The sequence below is a fragment of the Roseomonas sp. WA12 genome, assembly GCF_054165765.1.
Genome location: NZ_CM135108.1, coordinates 1,671,339 through 1,691,716 on the forward strand (window position 1 = coordinate 1,671,339; position 20,378 = coordinate 1,691,716).

Here is a 20,378-nt window from a genome sequence, read left to right on the forward strand (position 1 = left end):
GGCGCCTCCTCACGGGTCGAAGCGGTAACGCGCGTAGACGAGTGCGCGCGTTTCGTTGAAATCGGCCGAGCGGTCGTAGCGAGCCGATGCGCCAACGCGAAGCGAAGGTGTGATGGCGTATTCCAGATCCGCCCGCGCACCCGCGATGAAGCTTGTCGCGCTCTGCGACGGATAGAAGGCCGAGACGCGGGTAGCTCCTGCCTGCTGCTCCGCGATATCCTGCAGGCCGCGGTCGGTCGGGTAGAGATCGCTGCGCTTCTCGCGGAAATATGCGACACCAGCGGTCCCCCCCACACGAAGGGCCCAGTCGCCCCAGCGCTGGCGGTAATCGACCGGGATGGAAAGGCCGACATAGGTTTGCGGGCTGAAATAGCCGCCATGCCCGAGCGTGAAGAGACGCAAATTTTTGTCGTAGCCGTAATAGGTGAGGTCGAGCCCGCCCACCAGCTCGCGATCCGGCTCGCGCATGACGGCGTAGGTGACGCCGCCGCCAGCCTCTATACGGGTGTTGTCCGCCACGTTCTTGCCGTTGAGGGTGGAGTAGCCTGCCCCCGCATAGGCTCCGAACCGGCCAGCAAAGTACTCGATCTGCCCGCGCCCGGTATTGCGGACGACGCCGCCGAACGTCAGCCCCAGATTCGGGTCACGCATCCCGGACCAGGAGAGCAGGCTATCCGTCACCGAGCGACGCTCGGCGCGAAGGCGCAGCTGCACATCCTGCGACAGGCGCGGCGTCAGTTCCACGCCGCCCAGGATAGTCTGCTCGCGGAAGCCCAGTGGGGTGGAGCCGATGTCAACCGTGACGCCTCCACGAGTATAGGCCGCGCCAATGCTGGTCCCGGTTGCTGACTCGTCCCGCGGGCGGAGCGCCGCACGCCGGCCGGGATCGTCAAGCGCGCCGGACGGCAGGGTTGCAATCGTGCCGAAGCGGTTCAGGCTGCCAGCTGAGGAATCCAGCCTGCCCGCATCGATCGTCACGGCCTGTAAGCGGGCGCTCAGCTCGCCTCCGATGCTCGGAAGAGGAACCGCAGCCTCGACCCCTCCGCCATACTCGCGCAGCCGCTCCAGCCCACGGTCGCCGGAGCGCGCGCGGAAGGCGAAATTCGGCACGATCCGGCCAGAGGCCTGCTCGTTCACCTCGGCCAGCTGCCGCCCGATCTCGCTCAGCAGCGGATCCTCGGAAGCTCGCAGCTGGCTCGGCGTGACCCCGCCCACGGCTGCGCTGGCCGGATTGGAAGCGAGGGGACTGAAGGACGAGCCCTGCCCGTCCATCGCGCCCTCGCCGGCAAGCATGGTGCGCCGATAGGGCGTCTCGGCCACGGCGAGCGACAATCCGCCCGAGCCGCCGAGCTGCGCCCGGCGCTGATCCGCGGCGAGCTGCAGCGCGATCTGCGCGCGGCGCCCGTCGCCACCAGCGCGGGCCATCCGCGCCTCCATGACCGAGACTCGGGGGTCGCTGCCGTTCAGAAGGCGCCCCTCCGTCAGCAGGGTTTCCGCAGCGGCCAGGTCACGGCGCATGAGCGCCGCCTCGATCGCACCGATCCGCGCCTCAACATTGCGAGGATCGCGCCGCAGCACCGCCTCAGCAATCCGTCCGGCCACGCGCGGGTCGCGCGCGCCCTGGTACAGGCGCGGCGCTTCGGCCTCGATCGGTGCCGGCGCGGCAGCGACCTGCTGCGGCGCCGAGCCGAACAGCGCGGCAACCTGCCGTCGCTGCGCGGGGGAGAGAGCGGCCTCGTTCATCAGCGGCTGAAGAACATCCGCGGCCTCGCGCTCCATGCGCGCGTCGGACAGCATGGCGGCGAGGTTGATCCGCGCACCGTGCACCACGCCGCGACCGGCGGAGAGCACGAGGCGGACGACTTCCGACGCACCTTCGCGGTCTCCGGCGCGAAGAAATCCGCGAAGGGCGAGGAGCAAGGCCTCTCCCGTCGGGTCCACGCGCCCGGCCAGAGCCAGCAGTGCCGCGCGGCGCTCTGCCAGAGGCTGGGCCAGGGCAGTACCCACCTCAACCTGCCAGCGCAGGCTGCGAAGAAGCCGAGCCTGCTCCGGACCGCGCAACCGATCCGGCAGGCGCTCGAGCAGTCGGATCGCGTCAACAACGCGACCCTCCTCCTCAGCAAAAAGTGCCGCCGCCTGGGTCGCCGCGGCGCCCGTCATGCCCGTCTCGAGTAGCGCGCGGCCTTCCGCCGCGCGGTCCTGCCGGGACAGCAGACGGGCCAGGTCCAGTCGCATCCAGGTGCTGTCCGGTGCAGCAAGAGCAGCCTTCCGCAGCAGCGCGAGTGCCGATTCCGGATCCTCGGTCCGCGCCGCCTCGGCCCGGAGGGCATCGGCGCGCGAGGCGCCGTCACTCGCCAACTGGCGAGAGAGTGAATCAGCCTCCGCGATGCGACCCTGGCGCCGCAGGCTTTCCAGCAGGCCGTAGCTGGCCGTCGGCAAGGCCGGCCGGCGGATGAGGGCGTTGCGGAAACGGTTCTCGGCTTCTGGCAACTCACCCGCGCGAAGCGAGAGCTCGCCCAGCATGGCCTCAGCTTCGGCTCGATCCGCCACGTCGCGACGGGAAGCACGCAGAAGGACGGTCTCGGCAGTCTCGGGCGCACCCAGGGCAACCTGGCGCCGGGCCTCTGTCAGTTCGACCAGGAAGGCCGCCTCATCCAGGGGGCGATCCCACCGACGCGCTTCGTCCGAGGTCCCCGCAGCGGCGCGACCCAGCAGGTCACGCGCCTCAGCAGCACGGCCCTGACGCATCCGCGCAAGGCCGAGCACTCCCAGGGCGGAAACATCGTTGGGATCGCGCAGCAGCACGGCTTCGAAGGCCTGCGCCGCTCGCGCGACATCGCCTGCGCCCAGCGCAACCTGCCCGGCCTGGCGGGCATTGGCGGTCAGGGCAGGCTCGGTCCTCGCCGTGGCGGCGCGCAGTGCTTCCTCCACGCGTGCCACCCGGACATCGCCGGGAACCGCGGTTCGGAGACGATCGAGCAGAGCCGCGGCACCAGCCGGCTGCCCCAACTCAAGCTGAGTCAGCGCGGCGACCGTCAGCGCATCGGGGTTCGATGGCTGCGAGGTCAGCGCGCGCTCCAGCGCCGCGGCGGCCCGAGCAGGTTGGCCCTGTGCCCGCCAGAACCCCGCCTGCTCGACCAGCACGCCCACACTGCCCTGTGCAAGCGCAGACCCCGAGGCAAGGCAGGCAGCCGTAGCGGCCGCTGCAAGCAGATGATGGCGGAGGGTGGTCATGCGCGGATCCTCAGCCGGCGAATGGCCCGGCGGCGCAGCGTCCAATAGAGCGGTATGGCGACCACCAGCGCCGCGATCACCAGCAGGCCCAGCATGAGGTCGGGGCGGGTGGTAAGGTATCGCTGGGGCAGCAGCGTGATCGGCAGGCTACCCACACCGTAGTTGCGGGACACCTTGAAGGAGTCGACACGGCCATTCGTGAGATATGCCACGTCGCCCTGGATGCGCGGCTGCTGATCCGGGTCGCGCAACGCGCCAACCATCGCCTCCATCCCCTGCGGGCTGGAACCGGTGAGCGCGATGACCGAACGGTCGGAGTTCAGCGGGCTCTGGAACCCGATGAGCATACCGCTCCCCTCGCCGCCTCCGCCGCCCAGCGTGGCCGTCAGCCGCTCACGGTCCAGGCGCCGGTCGTCGGAGAGGAAGATGTTGCGGAAGCTCTGCAGCGTGTCCGGCAGGGCAACGCTCACGCGGTTGCCCTCCACCGTGATTGGGCCATCCCGCAACAGCTGGGACAGCGCCGGCTGGCGGTTCAGCGGGCCAATCACGAGCAGGTCACGGTCCTTCACCGCGTCCAGCCCGCCCGGACGAGCCACGTCGACCCGCGTCGCAGGGTAACCGACGATGGCGGCGATCCGGCCGATCAGGTTGAGCGTGGAGGAGATCTCCAGCGCGGTCGCACGGTCGGGCAGCACCACCGCAGTGGAAGAGAGGTCCGCCATCCGCGTGTAGGGGAAGCCGGAGCCCACGAAGTAAGCCAGGTTCGGCAGTTCCGTGTAGCGATAGGCGGCCGAGAGATCGATCGTGCTGTCCGGGTCGATCGAGGAGCGGATGTCGCCCGGGACACTCACGCAGTCACCGCGATGCAGCGGTCGCAGGTCAAAGCGGAACTGCAGCTCGTTCAGGCCGAAGACCAAATAGGGCGGCAGGCCCACCTGGCCCTCGGCACGCTCGGCCCCGGCATTGCCGACCGTCCGGTAGAGCCAGCTCCAAGGCCACCCCGCCTCGCCTTCCCGCAACGGGAAGGATTTTAGATAGACATCGTTCAGCGCCGCATCGAGGCGCGAGACCGCGAGGTCCAGGATCGGGCCCGGGGGCGCACGGAAACGAACGTCAACAGGCAGGTTGCGGTCGCGAAAGGTGTAGAGGTCTGGCGCCGTGCGGAAAGGAATTGAGACAGGGCCGGGCGCGTAGCCAAAAGACTGCAGCTCGGAGGGATCGACCAGCTCGCCGAACCGAACGGGCCGGTCGTTGCGGATCCAGCGCGGCGCATCATAGGCCTGGCGGGCGGGCAGTTCGTTCACGGCGACTGTCGCCGTCTCGCCCGAGAGGCCTTCCTTGGCGGTGGCCAGAACCTGGGCGGCGGTGGCCGCTTCGGCACCTGACCGGCCACCGACAAGCAGCAGCACCGAGTTCGGATCGTTCGGATTCGGCAGGATGGCCAGCGTCGGGCCGTCCATTCGCGGCAGCGTCAACCCCGGAAGGGAATCGGAGCCCGTGGCGATGACAATGGCATTCCCGCGGGACGGCACCACCGCGCTCACCGGGAAGCTGGCGCCGCGGTAATCGGCCTGCACCGCAAACCAGGAGGAAGCGATGATGGAGGCACGTACGGCATCGTTGCCCGAGCCCTCGGCCATGATTACCGGAAGCACCAGTGGCTCGCGCAGCAGGCGCGGGTCGAAGAAGGGTTCCGGCAGGCGAGCCAGGTCACGCGTCAGCGGCAGCCGCTCCAGCGTCAGCGACAGGGTCGAGAGATCGGAAACCGTGGACCAGAGGAGGCCCGAGAGCGGGTCGTTGCACTCCACCGCGTAGCGGCCGGTGAAGCGGAAGTTCAGCCGGTTACTGTCAGCGAAGAACACCGGGTTGATCTGGAATTCGACCGGGCCGAAGGCTGGGCGGGCGCGGTCGGGGGTGATCGTACCGACGAACTGCTCGTTCATCGTGATCGCGATCTGCGACAGCTCCGGGATGAGCGCCGGGCTGGTCGCGCCCTGCAGCGTCAGCCGCGCGTTCGTCACCACCTCGTCCGAGCGGATGCCGAACAGAATGCCCTGCAGGTCCGCGAGGCCGCGCAACTGCATCGGGCTGCGCAGGCCGAGCTGGCGCAGGGTCCGCGTTTCGGTGCGCGATCCGGCGCTCGGCGTCGCCTCGCCGCCAAAGGTCACGGGGGCAGAAGGTGCAACGCTGACGGGCGGGGGCGAGCCGGCCGGAGTGGTCGCGGGTGCGGCCGCTGGCGGCTGCGGCGTCGGCGCGTATTGCGGCACCCCGCCCGGGGTGGAGGGGGTGAAAGGGGTAGGCGAGGAAGGAAGCGGCGGTGGATTGAAGCCGTTCTGTCCCGTCGCGACCGGCGGAGCCTGGCGCGGGGTCTGCGCTGCGGCCGAGACCGGCAGACCGAGGCCTACGACGATGAGGATCGCGGCCGAGCGGCGTGCGCGCTCAGCGGCACGGCTGCGCGCTGCCTCGGCACCCCGTGCGGCTGCATTGGCCGGCGGGGTGACAGCGCCGCGCGGCGGCTGGGGGCGAACCACACGGGCAGCTGCCTGGCGGCGGGCCCGGCGGGCGCGCAGTGAGAACTGGCTATCGCCGCGGAAGAGGCCGCTGATGCTGCGCACCACCTCCCCGAGGGCGCGCATTGGGCGGTCATGCCGCACGTCGTCCCAATCCACCCAGGCGTCGGCGCGGCCGAGCACCACGCGGGTGATGTTGCCCTCGTCTCGCACATCCTGGGGCACGAAGCGCACCTGCAGGCGGCTCTCCTGCCAGCGCAGGGCTTCTGCGGGGATCGATACGCGTTCCGGACCCAACTCGATCTCCAGTGTCACAAGGGCATTGTCCGGCAGCCCGTCCGGCCGCGGGGCGGCGATGGCAGCGCCGCCGAGGGAAAGATCCAGCGTCTCGCCGGGAATAAACTGGCCATCGGGCAGCATCACGTTGACCGGCATGATGGCGCCGATGCGCGCGCGCTCACGAACCTGTCGCCGCTCGCGACCGACAGCCAAGCCGGCCATCACGGTCGCCAACGAGAGTACGACCCAAACCGTATTCAGCGCGTAGGCTTGGAACTCGAGGCTCTCAAGCGGGTTCGCGGCCATGCCGTAAATACCAGAGAGGAGCCCGATCACGAGGATGACGGCGAGGATGAAGTTCGGCCCAGTGGCGCGGAAGTCGAAGTAACCTTCCTCCAGCGTGCCGCCCTTGTCCGTGACGTTGAACTTGCCACGCTTGGGATCCAGCAGCGTGGTGAGCACCACTGGCAGGAGATAGAGCGCCAGCACCGTCTCGTAGATCTCGGACCAGAAAGAGTGGCGGACGCGCGCCTGCAGCTTCGAATTGGTGAGAACCGCATGGATCACATGCGATCCCGCATAGGCGATGATCGCCAGCGGAGAAGCCGCGATGATGTTCTGCCCAAAGAGAAGATAGGCGAGCGGCGCCGTAAGAAAGATGAAGCGCGGCAGCGGGAACAGAAAGTGCCACATCGAGGCGACGTAGCAGAGCCGCTGGGTCAGGCTCAGCCCCGGCCCGAGCAGCGGGTTCTCCACGCGGAAGATCTGCACCATCCCGCGCGCCCAGCGCATCCGCTGGCCGATATGCGCGACGAGACGGTCGGTTGCGAGACCGGCGGCGAGAGGCAGGCGCAGATAGGCCGTGCGCCAGCCGAGCCGCTGCATCTTAAGCGAGCAATGGCAGTCCTCAGTCACCGTCTGGGTGGGCACGCCGCCTACCTGCTCCAGCGCTACGCGCCGGATCACGGCGCAGGAGCCACAGAAGAAGGCTGCATTCCAGAGGTCGTTGCCCTGCTGTATCAGCCCGTAGAAAAGCAGGCCCTCGTTCGGCACGCGGGTACCGGAGGCCAGATTCCGCTCAAAAGGGTCGGGCGAGTAGAAGTGGTGCGGCGTCTGGATCATCGCCAGGCCGGCATCGCGCACCAGCCATCCCATCGTCATCTGCAGGAAGGCGCGGGTGGCAACGTGGTCGCAGTCGAAAATGAGGACGTACTCGGCATCCGTCCGCGACAGGGCATGGTTGATGTTGCCGGCCTTGGCGCCCTTGTTGTCCGGGCGAATCATGTAGCCGCAGCCGACCTGCTCGCAGAAGGCGCGGAAATTCTCGCGCCGCCCGTCATCGAGCAGGACGACGTTCATCTTGTGGCGCGGCCAATCCATTGCCAGCGCAGCGAAGATCGTCGGCTTCACCACATCGAGCGGCTCGTTATAGGTCGGGATGAACACATCGACCGTCGGCCACTCCTCCGGATCTTCCGGCAGCGGCGCCGGGCGGCGATCCAGCGGCCAGAGCGACTGAAGGTAGGAGAGCATCAGCGCAATGACGGCGTAGATCTCGGCCAGTAGCAGACCGGTGCCAAGGAAGGTCGGCCAGAAACCCGTGTAGTCGAGCGTGTCGGTGATGCGCCAGTAGATGTAACGCGTGGAGATCACGCCCGAGAGCAGCGCCAGGAAGACGAGTGAACCCCGTCCAGGCACAAGCGACGCGATCGCGAAGACGAGCAGGCCGCCAACGGCCAGCCAGGCCTGCTGCTCCGCCTCGAGCGGCGCGACAATGAACGGTAGGGCGAGGAGGAAGCCGAGCAGGACCGCGGTGCGACCCAGCCAAAGGCTACCGCCGGCGGAGCGACGGAAACGCCTCATCGGCTGGCCTCAACGGTGGGCTGCTGGGGCGCAGGCATGGGCTGGGGCAGCACGGCTGGTTCCGGGATGGGCGGCGTCGCGGCGGTGACCGCGGCCGGCGGTGGCAGCGCGGCGGAGATCAGGCGCGCAACCTCTTTCAGATCGGAGGCGGCGCGACTGTCGGGCGCGTGGTCCAATACCAGGCGCTGGCAGGCGAGGCTTTCGGCCACCGTCTCCTCGCGGCTCATCGCCCCGAGCATGCGGAAACCGAGATGCCGCGCCACGGCCTCGGCGGAGGCGCGTGACAGGCGCGAGGCGAGGTCCACCCCGTTCAGCACCACGCGCAGCCGCCCGGCCAGCAGCGCGGCCATGGTCCCGGTACCGAGGAACCGGCCGCTCTCGATTTCGGGGACCAGCGCGGCGCTTATAGCTTCCGCCTGCAGCACGCCGATCACCATCGTGGCCATGGGCGCGAGCAGGGCGAGCGCCTGGGAGGGCCCCGGCGGAAGATCCGCAACGACGACCAAGTTCGGCTCCGCCAACATCTCGCGCAACGGATTTCCAAGAAGGTCCGGCTCCCGGTCGAGCGCGACCGCGAGGTCGAGCGCCCCACGGAGATCCAGTGCACCGTGCGGCAAGAGCAGCACGCCCGAGGACGTCTGGCGAAGTTGCTTGCGCCAGTCAGCGTCACCCTTGAGCAGTCCGGTGACGAAGCCGGAGCGGTCTGTGAGTGGGACGCCGAAATGCAGACGCAGGGCATTCTGGGAGTCGAGATCAACCGCCAGCACACGATGGCCCAGGCGCTGCAACGCGTCGGCGAGATTGGCGGTGAGCGTGGTCTTGCCGACCCCACCCTTGGGCGACGCGAAGCAGATCAGCGACACAGCGTTGCTCCTGAACTCAGGCGGCAGTGCGGGTAAAACGGACACCGGCGGCCACGCGCCGGAGCAGTTCAGGGAGAGCAATATCCACTCGGGCCGCAGGCCAATGGCGCGGCGAGGGATCACCGGGGTTGCCGCGCATGGCCTCCCCCAGGGAGTCCAACAAGGGATAGTGGATGGAACCAGCCTCCGCGCCAGGACCGAAGCCCATCAGCGCGTCCAGCAGCGAGGAACCAGTGCTGCCTCCGAGGCGCATCGGTACCATTGCCGGCGCCGGTTCGGCGGCCAGGGCGGCAAGCAGCGGCATCTGCAACGCCTGGGGAACCGTCGGCGCCAGAGCGGCGGCTGCCGGGACAACTGACTGCGGGACAGGTGCGCGAATCGTTGCAGCAATGGGCGGCGGTGGCGGTGGTGCGGGCGCCACCTGCTGAGGCGCGACAGGAAAGGATGGCGGCGCCTGGCCACCCAGCAAAACCTGCAGGAGGCTCTGGCCCTGCGGCTCCGGCGCGGCGGGCCGCAGTACCGGCGGCATGTGGGTCGACACCACCGGGAACTCGGCCGCGACGGGCGGAGCAACCGGCAGCGGCGCAGGCGGGATCATTGGCGCGGGCAGTGACGGCGGCTCGATCGGCGCGGGTGCGCGCTGCAGCTCTACATGCGGGTTGGGCGCAACGGGATAGGGCTGAGGCGAGCTGACCTCGTGCGTGGCGTAGGCATCGCCCACGGGAAGCATTGGCGCTTCGGTCGGCACCGACTCGGGGTAACCGAGCACGGCTTCCGGCGGCAGGTCGTTCGCACCTGCAAGTGCGTCACCCAGAATGCTGAAAGCCCGCTCCTCGGGCGCCGCAACAGCCGGGATCGGATTGCGGACGGGTTCGTTGCCGAAGCTGCGGTACTTCAAGGAAGGGGTTCGCAGGGCCGCTGCCATCCGGGCAACATCTGTGTCCTGACGCATCGACCGCACTCCGTCCGCCCGTGGCGCCAGAATCCGGCCGCCAACAAAGTAGAGACTATCCCAAATTTGTGGGGTTCTAATGGGATTAGAGACTGTGCCCCCTCTCGGAGGCCCCCATGCGGGCGAGGAGAGACAGTGCTGTGTCATAATAGTCACGTCCCCCGATCGGGCTTTCGGACAGGCCGCGGTTCCACAGCGCGCCGCGCTGAAGAGCGGCGAAGCGGCCTATCTCAATTACGCCCTGGCCTGCCGCGTAAGGCGCGACATTGTCGGTCGAAAGATCTGCCCAGGCCGGAACCTGGCGATGGCTGGAATCCGACCAGAAGCTCAAAGGCGCGGCGACCGCCATTTCATCACCCAGGCCCGCCCAGGCCAGCCACAGAGGAACCCGGATCGCATCGTAGGAAAAGCGCGCCGGCCATCCCTGCGCGGGCGAGACGACACCGTCGCTCCGTGAGACCGCCAGCCAGTCGGGTGAGAGGCCCCAGCGGCCGAACCGGGCTGTCCTCAGAATGCGTAACCCGTCAGATGCGACGCGGAGCCAGGCAGGGTCTGGAACGGCCTCGGCCACCACCGCAATTGCTGGGTAGGCGTAGTAGGATGGGTTCAGGACCACATGGGTGCGGTGCTCGAACCCATGCGCGCCCGGCAGCAACACTAAGTTCCCCCCGGCGCGCCGGACCAACAGCCGCAGCACATCGCGCGCCACGGCGGTGCCCTCCTCCGTCAGGCCGGGGTCAGACCAGCGCCTGCCGCCCTTCAGAAGGGCACTCGCGATAAAGAGGTCACCATCGGTCGCGTTGTTGCTATCCGCCACCGCGGGTTGCTGGCCAGGGCGCCAGCGCCAGGAATGCAGGCAGTCCGATTCCCGCCGCAGATTCCGCCGCGTCCAGGTCAGCATCCGATCGAAGGCGGGGCGATCGTCGTTGTGCTCGGCCAGGGCGAGACCCCAACCCTGGCCTTCGGAATGGGACTGGCCGCCATTGCCGGTATCAACGACCCGCCCCTCCGGCAGCAGAAAGCGGGTCTTGAAGGCCTCCCATTCGCGCGACGTCTCTGCCGCGATCGCGGGCTCACCGCGGAGCAGCAAGGCAGCTCCGCCAATGAGGCCAAGCGCGGATCGGCGCGGGATGTGGATCGGCATTACCCCAGCCTGCTGCGCCGTGAGTTAAGGGCCGGTTGCTCCGCGGGGGATCCGCGCCCGGTGTCGGCGTCACTCCCCAGTCTAGCGATCACGATTCCGAGAACGCAAGCCCAAATTCGCGCGTGGGTTGAGTATGTATGCGGGTGCTACACTCGGCCAGGAATGCCATATGGCGGCTATGGCACCCCCTCTCCTTCTTCTTCAGGGTATTCGGCAGGGCTTTGGCACAACGCCACTTCTGCGCGAAGCCACCCTTGCTGTCGCGCCCGGTGAGCGCGTCGCGCTGGTCGGGCGCAATGGCTCAGGCAAGTCCACTTTGCTGAAGGTCGCCGCCGGGCTGATCATGCCCGATGGCGGCACGCGGTTCCTGCAGCCCGGCGCCACGCTGCGGTATCTCCCGCAGGAGCCGGACCTGTCGGGCCACGCGAACACGCTTTCCTATGTTGAGGCGGCGCTCGGCCCAGGGGACGATCCCTACCGCGCGCGATACCTCTTGGAGCAGCTCGGACTGACCGGCGAGGAAGCGCCCGATCGCCTTTCCGGGGGCGAGGCGCGGCGCGCAGCTCTAGCCGCGGTCCTTGCCCCCTCCCCGGACATCCTGCTGCTGGACGAGCCGACCAACCATCTCGATCTGCCCGCGATCGAGTGGCTGGAATCAGAGCTCGCGGGCATGCGCGCCGCGATGGTGCTCATCAGCCATGACCGGCGCTTCCTACAGTCCCTCTCACGCGCCATGGTCTGGCTCGACCGCGGCACCACGCGTCGGCTTGAGCAGGGCTTCGCCCATTTCGAAACCTGGCGCGACCAGGTGCTGGAGGAGGAGGAGCGCGACGCCCACAAGCTGGCGCGCGAGATCGTTCGTGAGGAGCACTGGCTGCGCTACGGCGTCACGGCCCGCCGCAAGCGCAACATGCGGCGCGTTGGCGAGCTGCAGGCGTTGCGCGAGAAGCATCGGCAGCGCCGCGGTCCTCAGGGCGGCGTGCGCCTCGCTTCCAGTGAGGCTGAGGGCTCGGGCAGCCAGGTCGTTTCCGCCGAGCACATCTCCAAATCCTATGGCGGACGAGCAGTGGTGCGGGACGTCTCGGTTCGCATCCTGCGCGGCGACCGCGTCGGCATCGTCGGGCCCAACGGCGCGGGCAAGACGACGCTCCTCAACATGCTCACCGGCGTGTTGGCACCGGATTCCGGGGAGGTGCGGCTCGGCACGGGGATTGAGATGGTCACCCTCGATCAGCGCCGCGCAAGCCTCAACCCCTCCATGACCCTGTCGGACGCGCTGACCGAAGGACGCGGCGACATGGTGCATGTCGGCGGCACGCCGCGGCATGTGGTGGGTTACATGAAGGAGTTCCTGTTCCTGCCAGAGCAGGCGCGCACGCCACTCGGCGTGCTCTCCGGCGGTGAGCGGGCGCGGGTCATGCTGGCGCGCGCGATGGCGCGGCCGAGCAACCTGCTGGTGCTGGACGAGCCGACCAACGACCTCGACCTCGAGACGCTCGACCTGCTGCAGGAGATGATCGCCGACTATCCGGGAACTGTCATGGTCGTCAGCCATGACCGCGACTTCCTGGACCGCGTGGCGACGAGCCTCATCGCCTACGAGGGCGATGGGCGCTGGCAGGACTATGCGGGTGGCTATTCAGACATGGTGGCGCAGCGCGGCCACGGCGTGCGGGCGCGCGCGGAAGCCCTGGCAGCAGATGCCACTCCGAAGCGGGCCGTGGGCGCAGCGTCAGGCCCCATCGCAGCTCGACCCCGCCTGAGCATGGCGGAAATGCAGGCGCTGAAAACGCTGCCGGGCGAGATGGAGAAGCTGAACGCCGAGGTCGCCAAGCTGAACGACATCCTGGCGGACCCGCAGCTCTATTCCCGCGATGCCCATCGTTTTGCGAAGGCCACCGAGCTTCTCGCGCAGCGCCAGGCGGCGCTGGCTGCGGCGGAGGAGCGCTGGCTGGAGCTGGAAATGCGCCGCGAGGAATTCGAGGCCGCGTCCTAGCCCCTCAGCGGCACATCATCACCGGCATGTCGGAATTTTCCAGCACATGCCGCGTGACGCCGCCCAGGATAAGCTGGCGAATGCGCGAGTGGCTGTAGGCGCCCATGCAGAGCAGGTCGGCCCCGAAGTCCCGCGCGGCCCCGAGCAGCCCGGCGCCCACCTCGCGCGTGACCGGCGCGAACTCCACTGGCTCGGCCGCGATGTTGTGCCAGCGAAGATAGGCGAGGATGCCCGACACATCCGGCCCGCGCCGCTGGTAGTCCTTGCTGTGCAGGATCTGTACTGCTTCTGCCCGGTGCAGCCAGGGCAGGGAGGCGGCAATGGCGGCCGCGCTCTCGGCGGTGCCGTTCCAGGCGCAGCAGACCCGCGCACCGATGCTGGCGGGCGGCATGCGCGGCGCGATCAGCACGGGCCGGCCGCTGTCGAACAGCACGGCGTGCAGCGCATCGGAGGAGGAGACGTCCTCCCGCGAGTCCGGGTGCGGCACCACGGCCATATCGTAGAGGCGCGACTGCTGAGCGACGAGATCCTCCTCCCGCCCCGCGACGGAGGCGAAGGAGAGGGTCGCGGCATCTGCCTTCTCGGCGGCCTCGGCGGAGCTGGCCAGCACCACGTCCTTGCCGTCCACGAACCGATCGAACAGCTGCTGGACGCGGCTGGCACGGTCACCCGACTCGCGCTCGGTGGCGGCCATCATCTCCTCGATCATGGCGCCCGACAGGCCCTCACCGGCCAGCGGCGCCACATCGCGCGCATCCACGCGCACGTGGAGACAATGGACATGGGAATGCCAGATGCGCGCGGTCATCACCGCGGTATGCAGCGCCGCCTCGCCGGCGGCGGTGCCGGTCAGGGGCAGGAGGATGCGGCGGTAGGCCATGTCGGCTTTTCTCCCGTCGTGGTCCGGCGAAAGGGACGCAGCGCCCCCCTCCCCGTGCCCTGCCGAATCCGGCCGGGCACACCCGGTCTAGCATATCTGCAATTGGGCCGCCGCAAGCGCCGCCGCCAGGGGGTCGCCCCCGGCGTCGAGACGTGTCCAGGTGATCTCACCCATGGGCAGGGCCGCGGCATAGTCCAGCACCGCGACGGTCGCGTCCGAGGCGTCGCCCCGCCGTGCCGCCACCCGTTCTCGCAGCACCTCAATCGGCGCATCGAGCCAGAAGCCGTCGAAGGGTACACCCGCCGCCCGCGCCACCGACTCGATGCCGGCGCGACGGGCGGGATCAAGAAAGGCCGCATCGGCTAACACCGAATGGCCGCCGCGCAGGGCCGCGGTCGCGTCCCGGAACAGGGCCTCATGCACCGCATCGCTGGCAGCGGTGGTGTAGGCCGAAGCTGGTAACGGCACCTCGGGTGGAAGGCCGGCGAGGCGCTTGCGGATCTCGTCGCTGCGCAGGTGCAGCGCCCCCGGCGCGGCGCCGAAGCACGGCGCCAGCGCACGACCCAGCCGTGTCTTCCCCGAGCCCGGCAGCCCGCCGACCGCGATCAGCCGGGGCGACGCTGGCTTGAGGTAGGATTCGGCTTCGGCCAGGAAGGCCGACGCTCCGGCCTCATCGCCCGGGATGCGGGCCAGGCAATGGGCCCTGATCAGTGCCCGCGAGGACAGCCAGAGCGGCAGGCCCGCCACCAGCCCCGCATCGCCCCCGATCGCGATTACCCGGTTCAACACGCGGCAGGCAGCCGGCCGACCGCAGCGGTGCAACAAGTCCGCCACGAGGAAGGCGAGGTCGTAGCCCGTGTCGATGGTGGCGAGGGCCTCATCGAATTCGAGCGCGTCGAAGGGGGTTGGCCGACCCTCCCAGAGCAGGAGGTTTCCCAGATGCAGGTCGCCGTGGCAGCGACGGATGCGCCCCTCCTCTGCCCGTGCCCGTAAGAAGGGTGACAACCGGCGCAGCCGGTGGCCCATCGCGCGGCGCCAAGCCACGACCCGGGAGGGATCGAGCCCGGAGGACCATGCCGCTCGCGCGTTGCTCCGTAGGACGGCGGCGAAGGCTCTGACGGGATCAGGGCCCGGCACGGGGGGCGGATAGCTGTCCCGCAACACCACCACTGCATCGCTCAGCGCATCGAGCATCGATCCGTCCAGCCCAGTTCGGGCCGCAACGGCATCGAGGAAGTGCTCGGGCGGCACAGGGGCCATCTCCAGCACCCAGTCCACCACCGCCGGATCGTCCGGCGGCACCAGCCGGTCGGCGTCGGCGGTGATGCCGTGGACGGCGCGGTAGATGCCCGGTGCCCAAGCTGTGTTCAGCGCCAGCTCGCGCTCCGTGAAGCGGCGCCGCGCGGCCGGGGTGGTGAAGTCGAGAAAGCCGAGGCCGACGGCCTTTTTCAGCTTCAGCGCCCGCCCGCCGCCGACATAGACGGCGGAAATATGCGTCTCCACCGGTCGCTCCACCCCCGTCAGCCACGCCAGCAGCGCTGCCGCGCCCGCCTGGGAGGCGGGGATGGTCACGGATGGCTCACGGAAACAGCCGGCCCGTGCGCCATCCCTCGCCATCCCGTTCGAAGACGAGGCGGTCATGCATGCGGAAGGGCATGTCCTGCCAGAACTCGATGCGCGCCGGCAGCACCCGGAAGCCTCCCCAATGTGGCGGGCGCGTCACGCTCTCGCCGGGATAGCGCGCCTCCGTCTCGGCGATCCGGCGCTCGAATTCAGCACGAGAGGCGAGTGGGCGGGACTGGTCAGAGGCGGCGGCCGAAATCCGTGACCCGCGCGAGCGGGAGGCGAAATATGCATCGGACTCGGCCGCGCTCACCCGCTCGATCACGCCCTCCACCCTGACCTGCCGCCGCAAGGACTTCCAATGAAACAGGAGTGCCGCGCGCGGGTTGGACAGCAGCTCTCCGCCCTTCCGGCTCTCCTCATTGGTGTAGAAGACAAAGCCATGGTCGTCCCGGCCCTTCAGCAGCACCATGCGGGCGGAGGGCCAGCCATCGGGCTTGCTGGTGGCCAGGCACATGGCATTCGGGTCGTTCGGCTCCCTTGCCGTGGCCTCCGCGAACCAGGCCTCGAATAGGCCATAAGGCTCGGTGGCTTCGGGAATCCCGGCGGCGTGCTCCTCGCCGGCGGGGGCCTCTGTGGTCAGGCTCATGCGTTCGGCCCCTTGTTCGGTTCCATTCGGTGTGCCACCCCTCCCCGCCCGTCGCAACCAATGCCCGCCCGCCCGGAGACGCCCCATGGATGACGCCAAGCCGGTGGCCGATGCCGACTCCCTGCCCATGAAGGGCGACCTGATGAAGGGGCGCCGCGGCATCGTCATGGGCGTCGCCAACGACCGCTCCATCGCCTGGGCCATTGCCCAGGCCGTAGCCGCCCAGGGCGCAGAACTGGCCTTCACCTATCAGGGCGAGGCGCTGGAAAAGCGCGTTCGGCCGCTGGCCGCGACCGTCGGCTCCGACCTGCTGGTGCCCTGCGATGTGTCGGACGAAGCGGCGATCGACGTCGCCTTTGCAAAGGTGGCCGAGCGCTGGGATGGCATCGACTTCCTGATCCACGCCATTGGCTTCGCCGACAAACAGTACCTGCGCGGCCGCTACCTCGACACGCCGAAGGAGGCCTTCCTCCAGGCACTCGACATCTCCTGCTTCTCCTTTGTCTCGGTCTCCCGCCGGGCCGCCGCAATGATGAAGCCGGGCGGTTCGCTTCTCACCCTTTCCTATCTCGGCGCCGAGCGCTGGACGCCGCATTACAATGTCATGGGCGTGGCCAAGGCGGCGCTGGAGGCCAGCGTGCGCTACATGGCCGCCGATCTCGGCGACAGCGGCATCCGCGTGAACGCGATTTCCGCGGGCCCGATCAAGACGCTGGCGGCCAGCGGAATCGGCGACTTCCGCTACATCCTGAAGTGGAACCAGTACAACTCGCCCATGCGCCGCAACGTCTCGCTGGATGAGGTCGGCGGCGCCGGGCTGTACCTGCTCTCCCCGCTCTCGGGCGGCGTGACGGGCGAGGTTCACCACGTCGATTGCGGCTACCACATTGTCGGGATGAAGCACCCCGAGGCGCCGGATATCACAATCGAGAAGAGCTGACCGCTCCTCCTCGATGTCTCACAACAGCTTCGGCCACCTCTTCCGCGTCACTACCTGGGGCGAGAGCCATGGGCCGGCAATCGGAGGCGTTGTCGATGGCTGCCCGCCCGGGCTCTCGCTCACCGAAGCCGACATCCAGCCCTGGCTGGATCTGCGCCGTCCCGGACAGTCCAAGTTCGTCACACAGCGGCAGGAGCCGGACGAGGTCCGCATCCTCTCCGGCACTTTCGAAGGACTGACGACCGGGACGCCGATTTCGCTGCTCATCGAGAACATGGACCAGCGCTCCCGCGACTACGGCGAGATCGCGGAGGCCTTCCGCCCCGGCCACGCCGACCTTGCCTATCACCTCAAATACGGCGTGCGGGATTATCGCGGCGGCGGCCGGTCCTCGGCGCGGGAAACGGCGATGCGGGTCGCAGCCGGCGCAGTCGCGCGCAAGGTGCTGGGCGCCGGTGTGACGATCCGCGGTGCGCTCGTTGCGATGGGTGGCGATGCGGTGGACCGCGCGGCCTGGGATTGGGCCGCCATTCGGGAAAACGACTTCTTCTGTCCTGACCGCGCCGCTGCCGCCCGATGGGAGGAACGCCTCCTCGCCCTGCGAAAGGCCGGATCCAGCGTTGGCGCTGTTGTGGAGGTGGTGGCCGAAGGCCTGCCGCCCGGCCTCGGTGCACCACTGTACGGCAAGCTGGATGCCGAGATCGCGGCCGCCTTCATGTCCATCAATGCGGTAAAGGGCGTGGAGCTCGGGGATGGGTTCGCGGCCGCGGAACTCACGGGTGAGGGCAATGCGGACGAGATGCGCATAGCGCCTGACGGCACGGTGGACTTCCTGGCCAATCATTCCGGCGGCGTGCTCGGGGGCATTTCCACTGGTCAGCCGGTGGTGGCGCGCTTCGCCGTGAAGCCGACCTCCTCGATCCTTGTTTCCCGCCGTACCGTGGACCGGCACGGCCAGGAACGCGATCTGATCACCAAGGGGCGCCACGACCCCTGCGTCGGTATCCGCGCCGTGCCCGTGGGCGAGGCGATGATGGCCTGCGTCCTGGCTGACGCCCTGCTCCGGCACCGCGCCCAGGTGCCGGATGCTCCCCTGACCACCCGCCTCCCGAGAAACTGATCACGCAGCGGCTTTGTCCTACCAGAACGCTCAGTTATTAACGGGACACCATGAGGTGACCCGATGCCCGCTCTCCGCGCCCAGGACTCCGACGCTCCGGCCCGATCCACGCTCGGGAGGGATCCTGACCAGAAGGCTCTCTCCGGCTTCCTTGGCCTGGCAGGAACGCGGAAATGGAAGGCGCGGATGGCCGAGATCGGCCGGCGTTCCGCGACGACCTCTCTCACCGGCCGTGCCGTCCAGGAACGCCACGCACTGGAGCTGACCCTGCAGCGCCTCTCCGCTCCCGACGCACTGGCAGCTGCCGGTGTTGGGGAGCGCCGTCTGCTCCTCCTGGCGCAGGAGGCCGTGCGCTTGGCGGATGAACTGCCACCCGAGCCGCGCGGCCGGTTGCGCGAGCTGATTCTCTCGGGCCTGACCGGCGAGGCAAATCTCGTTCCCCTCTTCCACATGCTCCGTGTCGCGGCGCTGCACCGGGAGCGTGGTTTCACCGTGCGCTTCACCGGCCTGGGCGAGGGCACCGCGCACGATCTGCTGATCGAGCGCGATGGCTGCGCTGCCGAGGTGGTTTGCGAAACCGTGTCGGCGGAGGAGGGCCGCCCCGTGCTACGCGGCGACTGGTGCGCCTTCGTAGACGGTATCAACCCCGACTTGCAGACCTGGCTCGCCGCCCATCCCGGCCGCTACGTCCTCAAGATGACGCTCCCCGATGGTCTGAAGCGCGACGCCCTCGATGTTGCCACGCTGCAGCGCCGGATCATGGAGATGCTTCGCGACCGCCGGCGCCAGGATAGCGCGGCCGATGCCGTGCTGAAGCTCGATCCGCTGATCCTGGCAGGGGCCCAGGCCGCCGTGCCCGCCAATGCGCTGCGGGCTCTGTTCGGGCCGGAGGCACATCTGGCCGTTACGCAGGGCGGCGGCAACATCCTCGTCCTCGCGGCCCGCGCGGGGCAGGCCAGCGACATCGCCCAAGCGGTGTGCCGCCGCATGGTTGACGCGTCCGCCCGCTTTTCCGGCGAGAAGGCCGGACTGCTGGCTATCTTCCTGGACGATATCGGTCGCCAGGAATGGCGCGGTCTTCGCGAGCGTATGGAATTGGAGGGGTCGGTCCGTCGTTTCCTCACCACTGCCGCGGCTCGGCGCGTCTCCGCTGTCTCCTGCGCTTCCCGCATGGAAATGTTCGGTATGGCTCCGCCCGATTCTGTGTCGGAAGGCGAGCTGCGCTTCCGTAACCCCGCTCGGCCGCACCCGCGCGAGGCTGCCCTTTTGCCTGCCCTCACCTCCACGGGCTGAGCCGGCCATTCACGCCTTGGTGAAGCCCGTCCTGCCGGACCGAGCGCAGAAACCCTGGCGTAAATAGATCGTTAAGGGCCATGTTGCACTGCGATACACGGCGTGGACGGCACGTGACGCATGCCATTTGAGGGTTGTCATGACGGAGACGGAAATGGAGAGCGCGCTCTCCGAACTCGACCGACTTCTGAACGACCCGGATGTCCGCATGGATCCGGCGCGGGTGTGGGCGCTTGCCGAAACACTGTCCGCCCAGGGTGCCTCGGCCCCGCGTTCCGCGACCCGTTAGCCGCGGAACCGGGCTCCGATCAGGAACTCCCGGTTTCCCTCAGGCCCAGTGATTGGGCTTTCGGAAATGCCGAGCACGGTCCAGCCTGGGAGCTGCGACCACCAGGACTCGACCTTCTCGCAGACTGAGCGATGAACCGCAGGGTCCCGCACGACGCCGCCCTTCCCTACCATGCCCGGCCCGGCCTCGAACTGCGGCTTGATCAGCGCCACGGCAAAAGCTCCTGGTGCGGCTAATGCGAGCGCGGCGGGAAGGACAGTCGACAGCCCGATGAACGATGCGTCGCACACGACTGCCCCGACCGGCTCAGGGATCTGCTCCGCTGTGACATAGCGGGCATTCACCCGTTCCAGCACCACCACGCGCGGATCGTTCCGGAGACTCCAGGCGAGTTGCCCGTGGCCGACATCGACAGCATAGACCCGCGCCGCCCCATGATGCAGCAGAACATGGGTGAAGCCGCCGGTCGACGCGCCCACATCGACGCAAACCCGGCCCGAGGGTTCGAGCCCGAATGCCGCCAGCCCATGCGCCAGCTTCAGGCCGCCACGGCTGACCCAGGGGTGATCCTGGCCGCGCACTTCCAGCGCGTCGCCTTCCCGCAGCTCCTGGCCGGGCTTCTCGATCCGGCGCTCGCCACTGAAGACCTTCCCGGCCAGGATCAGCGCCTGCGCCCGGGTGCGGCTCTCGGCCAGGCCTCGCTCCACCAAAGCAGCATCGGCACGCTGCTTGGCCGGCTTGGGCTGCGGCAAGCTCTCTCTCCCGTCTGTCACATCCCAGGATAGCAGGGCCGGGCACCGGGG

Annotated in this window: 14 protein-coding genes; 5 read left to right on the forward strand and 9 right to left on the reverse strand. The window is 68.8% G+C overall.

The window, feature by feature from the left end; genetic code table 11:
• Nucleotides 1–9: 9 nt before the first annotated feature.
• The 5 genes from ACVBD7_RS07935 to ACVBD7_RS07955 all read right to left on the reverse strand — a co-directional run bounded on the left by ACVBD7_RS07935 (nt 10) and on the right by ACVBD7_RS07955 (nt 10,791).
• Entirely contained in the window at nt 10–3,234 is a 3,225-nt protein-coding gene (locus ACVBD7_RS07935) for a cellulose synthase subunit BcsC-related outer membrane protein (RefSeq protein ID WP_458096939.1), read from the reverse strand.
• Nucleotides 3,231–7,886, reverse strand: coding sequence for a UDP-forming cellulose synthase catalytic subunit (bcsA, locus tag ACVBD7_RS07940; protein ID WP_458096940.1), 4,656 nt, complete (start codon nt 7,884–7,886; stop codon nt 3,231–3,233). The genes ACVBD7_RS07935 and bcsA overlap by 4 nt, the downstream gene beginning before the upstream one ends.
• Entirely contained in the window at nt 7,883–8,749 is an 867-nt protein-coding gene (locus tag ACVBD7_RS07945; protein ID WP_458096941.1) for a cellulose synthase operon protein YhjQ/BcsQ, read from the reverse strand. Before ACVBD7_RS07945 ends, bcsA begins: the two co-directional genes overlap by 4 nt.
• A gap of 16 nt (nt 8,750–8,765) precedes the next feature.
• Nucleotides 8,766–9,701: a hypothetical protein gene (locus ACVBD7_RS07950; protein WP_458096942.1), complete on the reverse strand. Its 936-nt coding sequence runs from the start codon at nt 9,699–9,701 to the stop codon at nt 8,766–8,768.
• A gap of 85 nt (nt 9,702–9,786) precedes the next feature.
• On the reverse strand, nt 9,787–10,791 hold the full coding sequence (locus tag ACVBD7_RS07955; RefSeq protein ID WP_458096943.1) for a glycosyl hydrolase family 8: 1,005 nt from the start codon (nt 10,789–10,791) through the stop codon (nt 9,787–9,789).
• Nucleotides 10,792–11,023: 232 nt separating this feature from the next.
• Here ACVBD7_RS07955 and ACVBD7_RS07960 point away from each other — a divergent pair, with 232 nt between their 5' ends.
• Nucleotides 11,024–12,841: an ABC-F family ATP-binding cassette domain-containing protein gene (locus ACVBD7_RS07960; RefSeq protein WP_458096944.1), complete on the forward strand. Its 1,818-nt coding sequence runs from the start codon at nt 11,024–11,026 to the stop codon at nt 12,839–12,841.
• Nucleotides 12,842–12,845: 4 nt separating this feature from the next.
• Here the strand turns inward: ACVBD7_RS07960 and ACVBD7_RS07965 are convergent, their stop codons facing one another.
• From ACVBD7_RS07965 to pdxH, 3 genes are all read right to left on the reverse strand, one after another.
• A complete protein-coding gene (locus ACVBD7_RS07965; protein WP_458096945.1) occupies nt 12,846–13,721 on the reverse strand; it encodes a universal stress protein in 876 nt (291 codons plus the stop codon).
• Nucleotides 13,722–13,808: 87 nt separating this feature from the next.
• A complete protein-coding gene (locus tag ACVBD7_RS07970; protein WP_458096946.1) occupies nt 13,809–15,293 on the reverse strand; it encodes a bifunctional aminoglycoside phosphotransferase/ATP-binding protein in 1,485 nt (494 codons plus the stop codon).
• 7 nt (nt 15,294–15,300) lie between these two features.
• Nucleotides 15,301–15,933, reverse strand: coding sequence for a pyridoxamine 5'-phosphate oxidase (gene pdxH, locus ACVBD7_RS07975; protein ID WP_458096947.1), 633 nt, complete (start codon nt 15,931–15,933; stop codon nt 15,301–15,303).
• A gap of 85 nt (nt 15,934–16,018) precedes the next feature.
• On the opposite strand from pdxH, the gene fabI reads away from it, so the two are divergent.
• The 4 genes from fabI to ACVBD7_RS07995 all read left to right on the forward strand — a co-directional run bounded on the left by fabI (nt 16,019) and on the right by ACVBD7_RS07995 (nt 19,575).
• Nucleotides 16,019–16,873, forward strand: coding sequence for an enoyl-ACP reductase FabI (gene fabI / locus ACVBD7_RS07980; protein WP_458096948.1), 855 nt, complete (start codon nt 16,019–16,021; stop codon nt 16,871–16,873).
• A 13-nt stretch (nt 16,874–16,886) separates the two neighbouring features.
• Nucleotides 16,887–17,993, forward strand: coding sequence for a chorismate synthase (gene aroC, locus ACVBD7_RS07985; RefSeq protein ID WP_458096949.1), 1,107 nt, complete (start codon nt 16,887–16,889; stop codon nt 17,991–17,993).
• Between the two features lie 186 nt (nt 17,994–18,179).
• Nucleotides 18,180–19,286, forward strand: coding sequence for a hypothetical protein (locus ACVBD7_RS07990; RefSeq protein ID WP_458096950.1), 1,107 nt, complete (start codon nt 18,180–18,182; stop codon nt 19,284–19,286).
• A 139-nt stretch (nt 19,287–19,425) separates the two neighbouring features.
• Complete coding sequence (locus ACVBD7_RS07995; protein WP_458096951.1) at nt 19,426–19,575, forward strand: peptide chain release factor 1; 150 nt, start codon at nt 19,426–19,428, stop codon at nt 19,573–19,575.
• On the opposite strand, the gene ACVBD7_RS08000 is transcribed toward ACVBD7_RS07995, so the two are convergent.
• The gene (locus ACVBD7_RS08000) at nt 19,572–20,327 is read right to left on the reverse strand and encodes a TlyA family RNA methyltransferase (protein ID WP_458096952.1); all 756 of its coding nucleotides are present in this window, start codon (nt 20,325–20,327) and stop codon (nt 19,572–19,574) included. The genes ACVBD7_RS07995 and ACVBD7_RS08000 overlap by 4 nt on opposite strands.
• Nucleotides 20,328–20,378: the final 51 nt, after the last annotated feature.

Excerpts from the sequence above, each read along its gene's own strand:
- ACVBD7_RS07960 (WP_458096944.1), top strand. The coding sequence starts at position 11,024 with ATGGCACCCCCTCTCCTTCTTCTTCAGGGTATTCGGCAGGGCTTTGGC.
- ACVBD7_RS07995 (WP_458096951.1), top strand. The coding sequence starts at position 19,426 with ATGACGGAGACGGAAATGGAGAGCGCGCTCTCCGAACTCGACCGACTT.
- ACVBD7_RS07935 (WP_458096939.1), bottom strand. The coding sequence starts at position 3,234 with ATGACCACCCTCCGCCATCATCTGCTTGCAGCGGCCGCTACGGCTGCC.
- bcsA (WP_458096940.1), bottom strand. The coding sequence starts at position 7,886 with ATGAGGCGTTTCCGTCGCTCCGCCGGCGGTAGCCTTTGGCTGGGTCGC.
- ACVBD7_RS07990 (WP_458096950.1), top strand. The coding sequence starts at position 18,180 with ATGGCCGAGATCGGCCGGCGTTCCGCGACGACCTCTCTCACCGGCCGT.
- ACVBD7_RS07965 (WP_458096945.1), bottom strand. The coding sequence starts at position 13,721 with ATGGCCTACCGCCGCATCCTCCTGCCCCTGACCGGCACCGCCGCCGGC.
- ACVBD7_RS07950 (WP_458096942.1), bottom strand. The coding sequence starts at position 9,701 with ATGCGTCAGGACACAGATGTTGCCCGGATGGCAGCGGCCCTGCGAACC.
- fabI (WP_458096948.1), top strand. The coding sequence starts at position 16,019 with ATGGATGACGCCAAGCCGGTGGCCGATGCCGACTCCCTGCCCATGAAG.
- aroC (WP_458096949.1), top strand. The coding sequence starts at position 16,887 with ATGTCTCACAACAGCTTCGGCCACCTCTTCCGCGTCACTACCTGGGGC.
- pdxH (WP_458096947.1), bottom strand. The coding sequence starts at position 15,933 with ATGAGCCTGACCACAGAGGCCCCCGCCGGCGAGGAGCACGCCGCCGGG.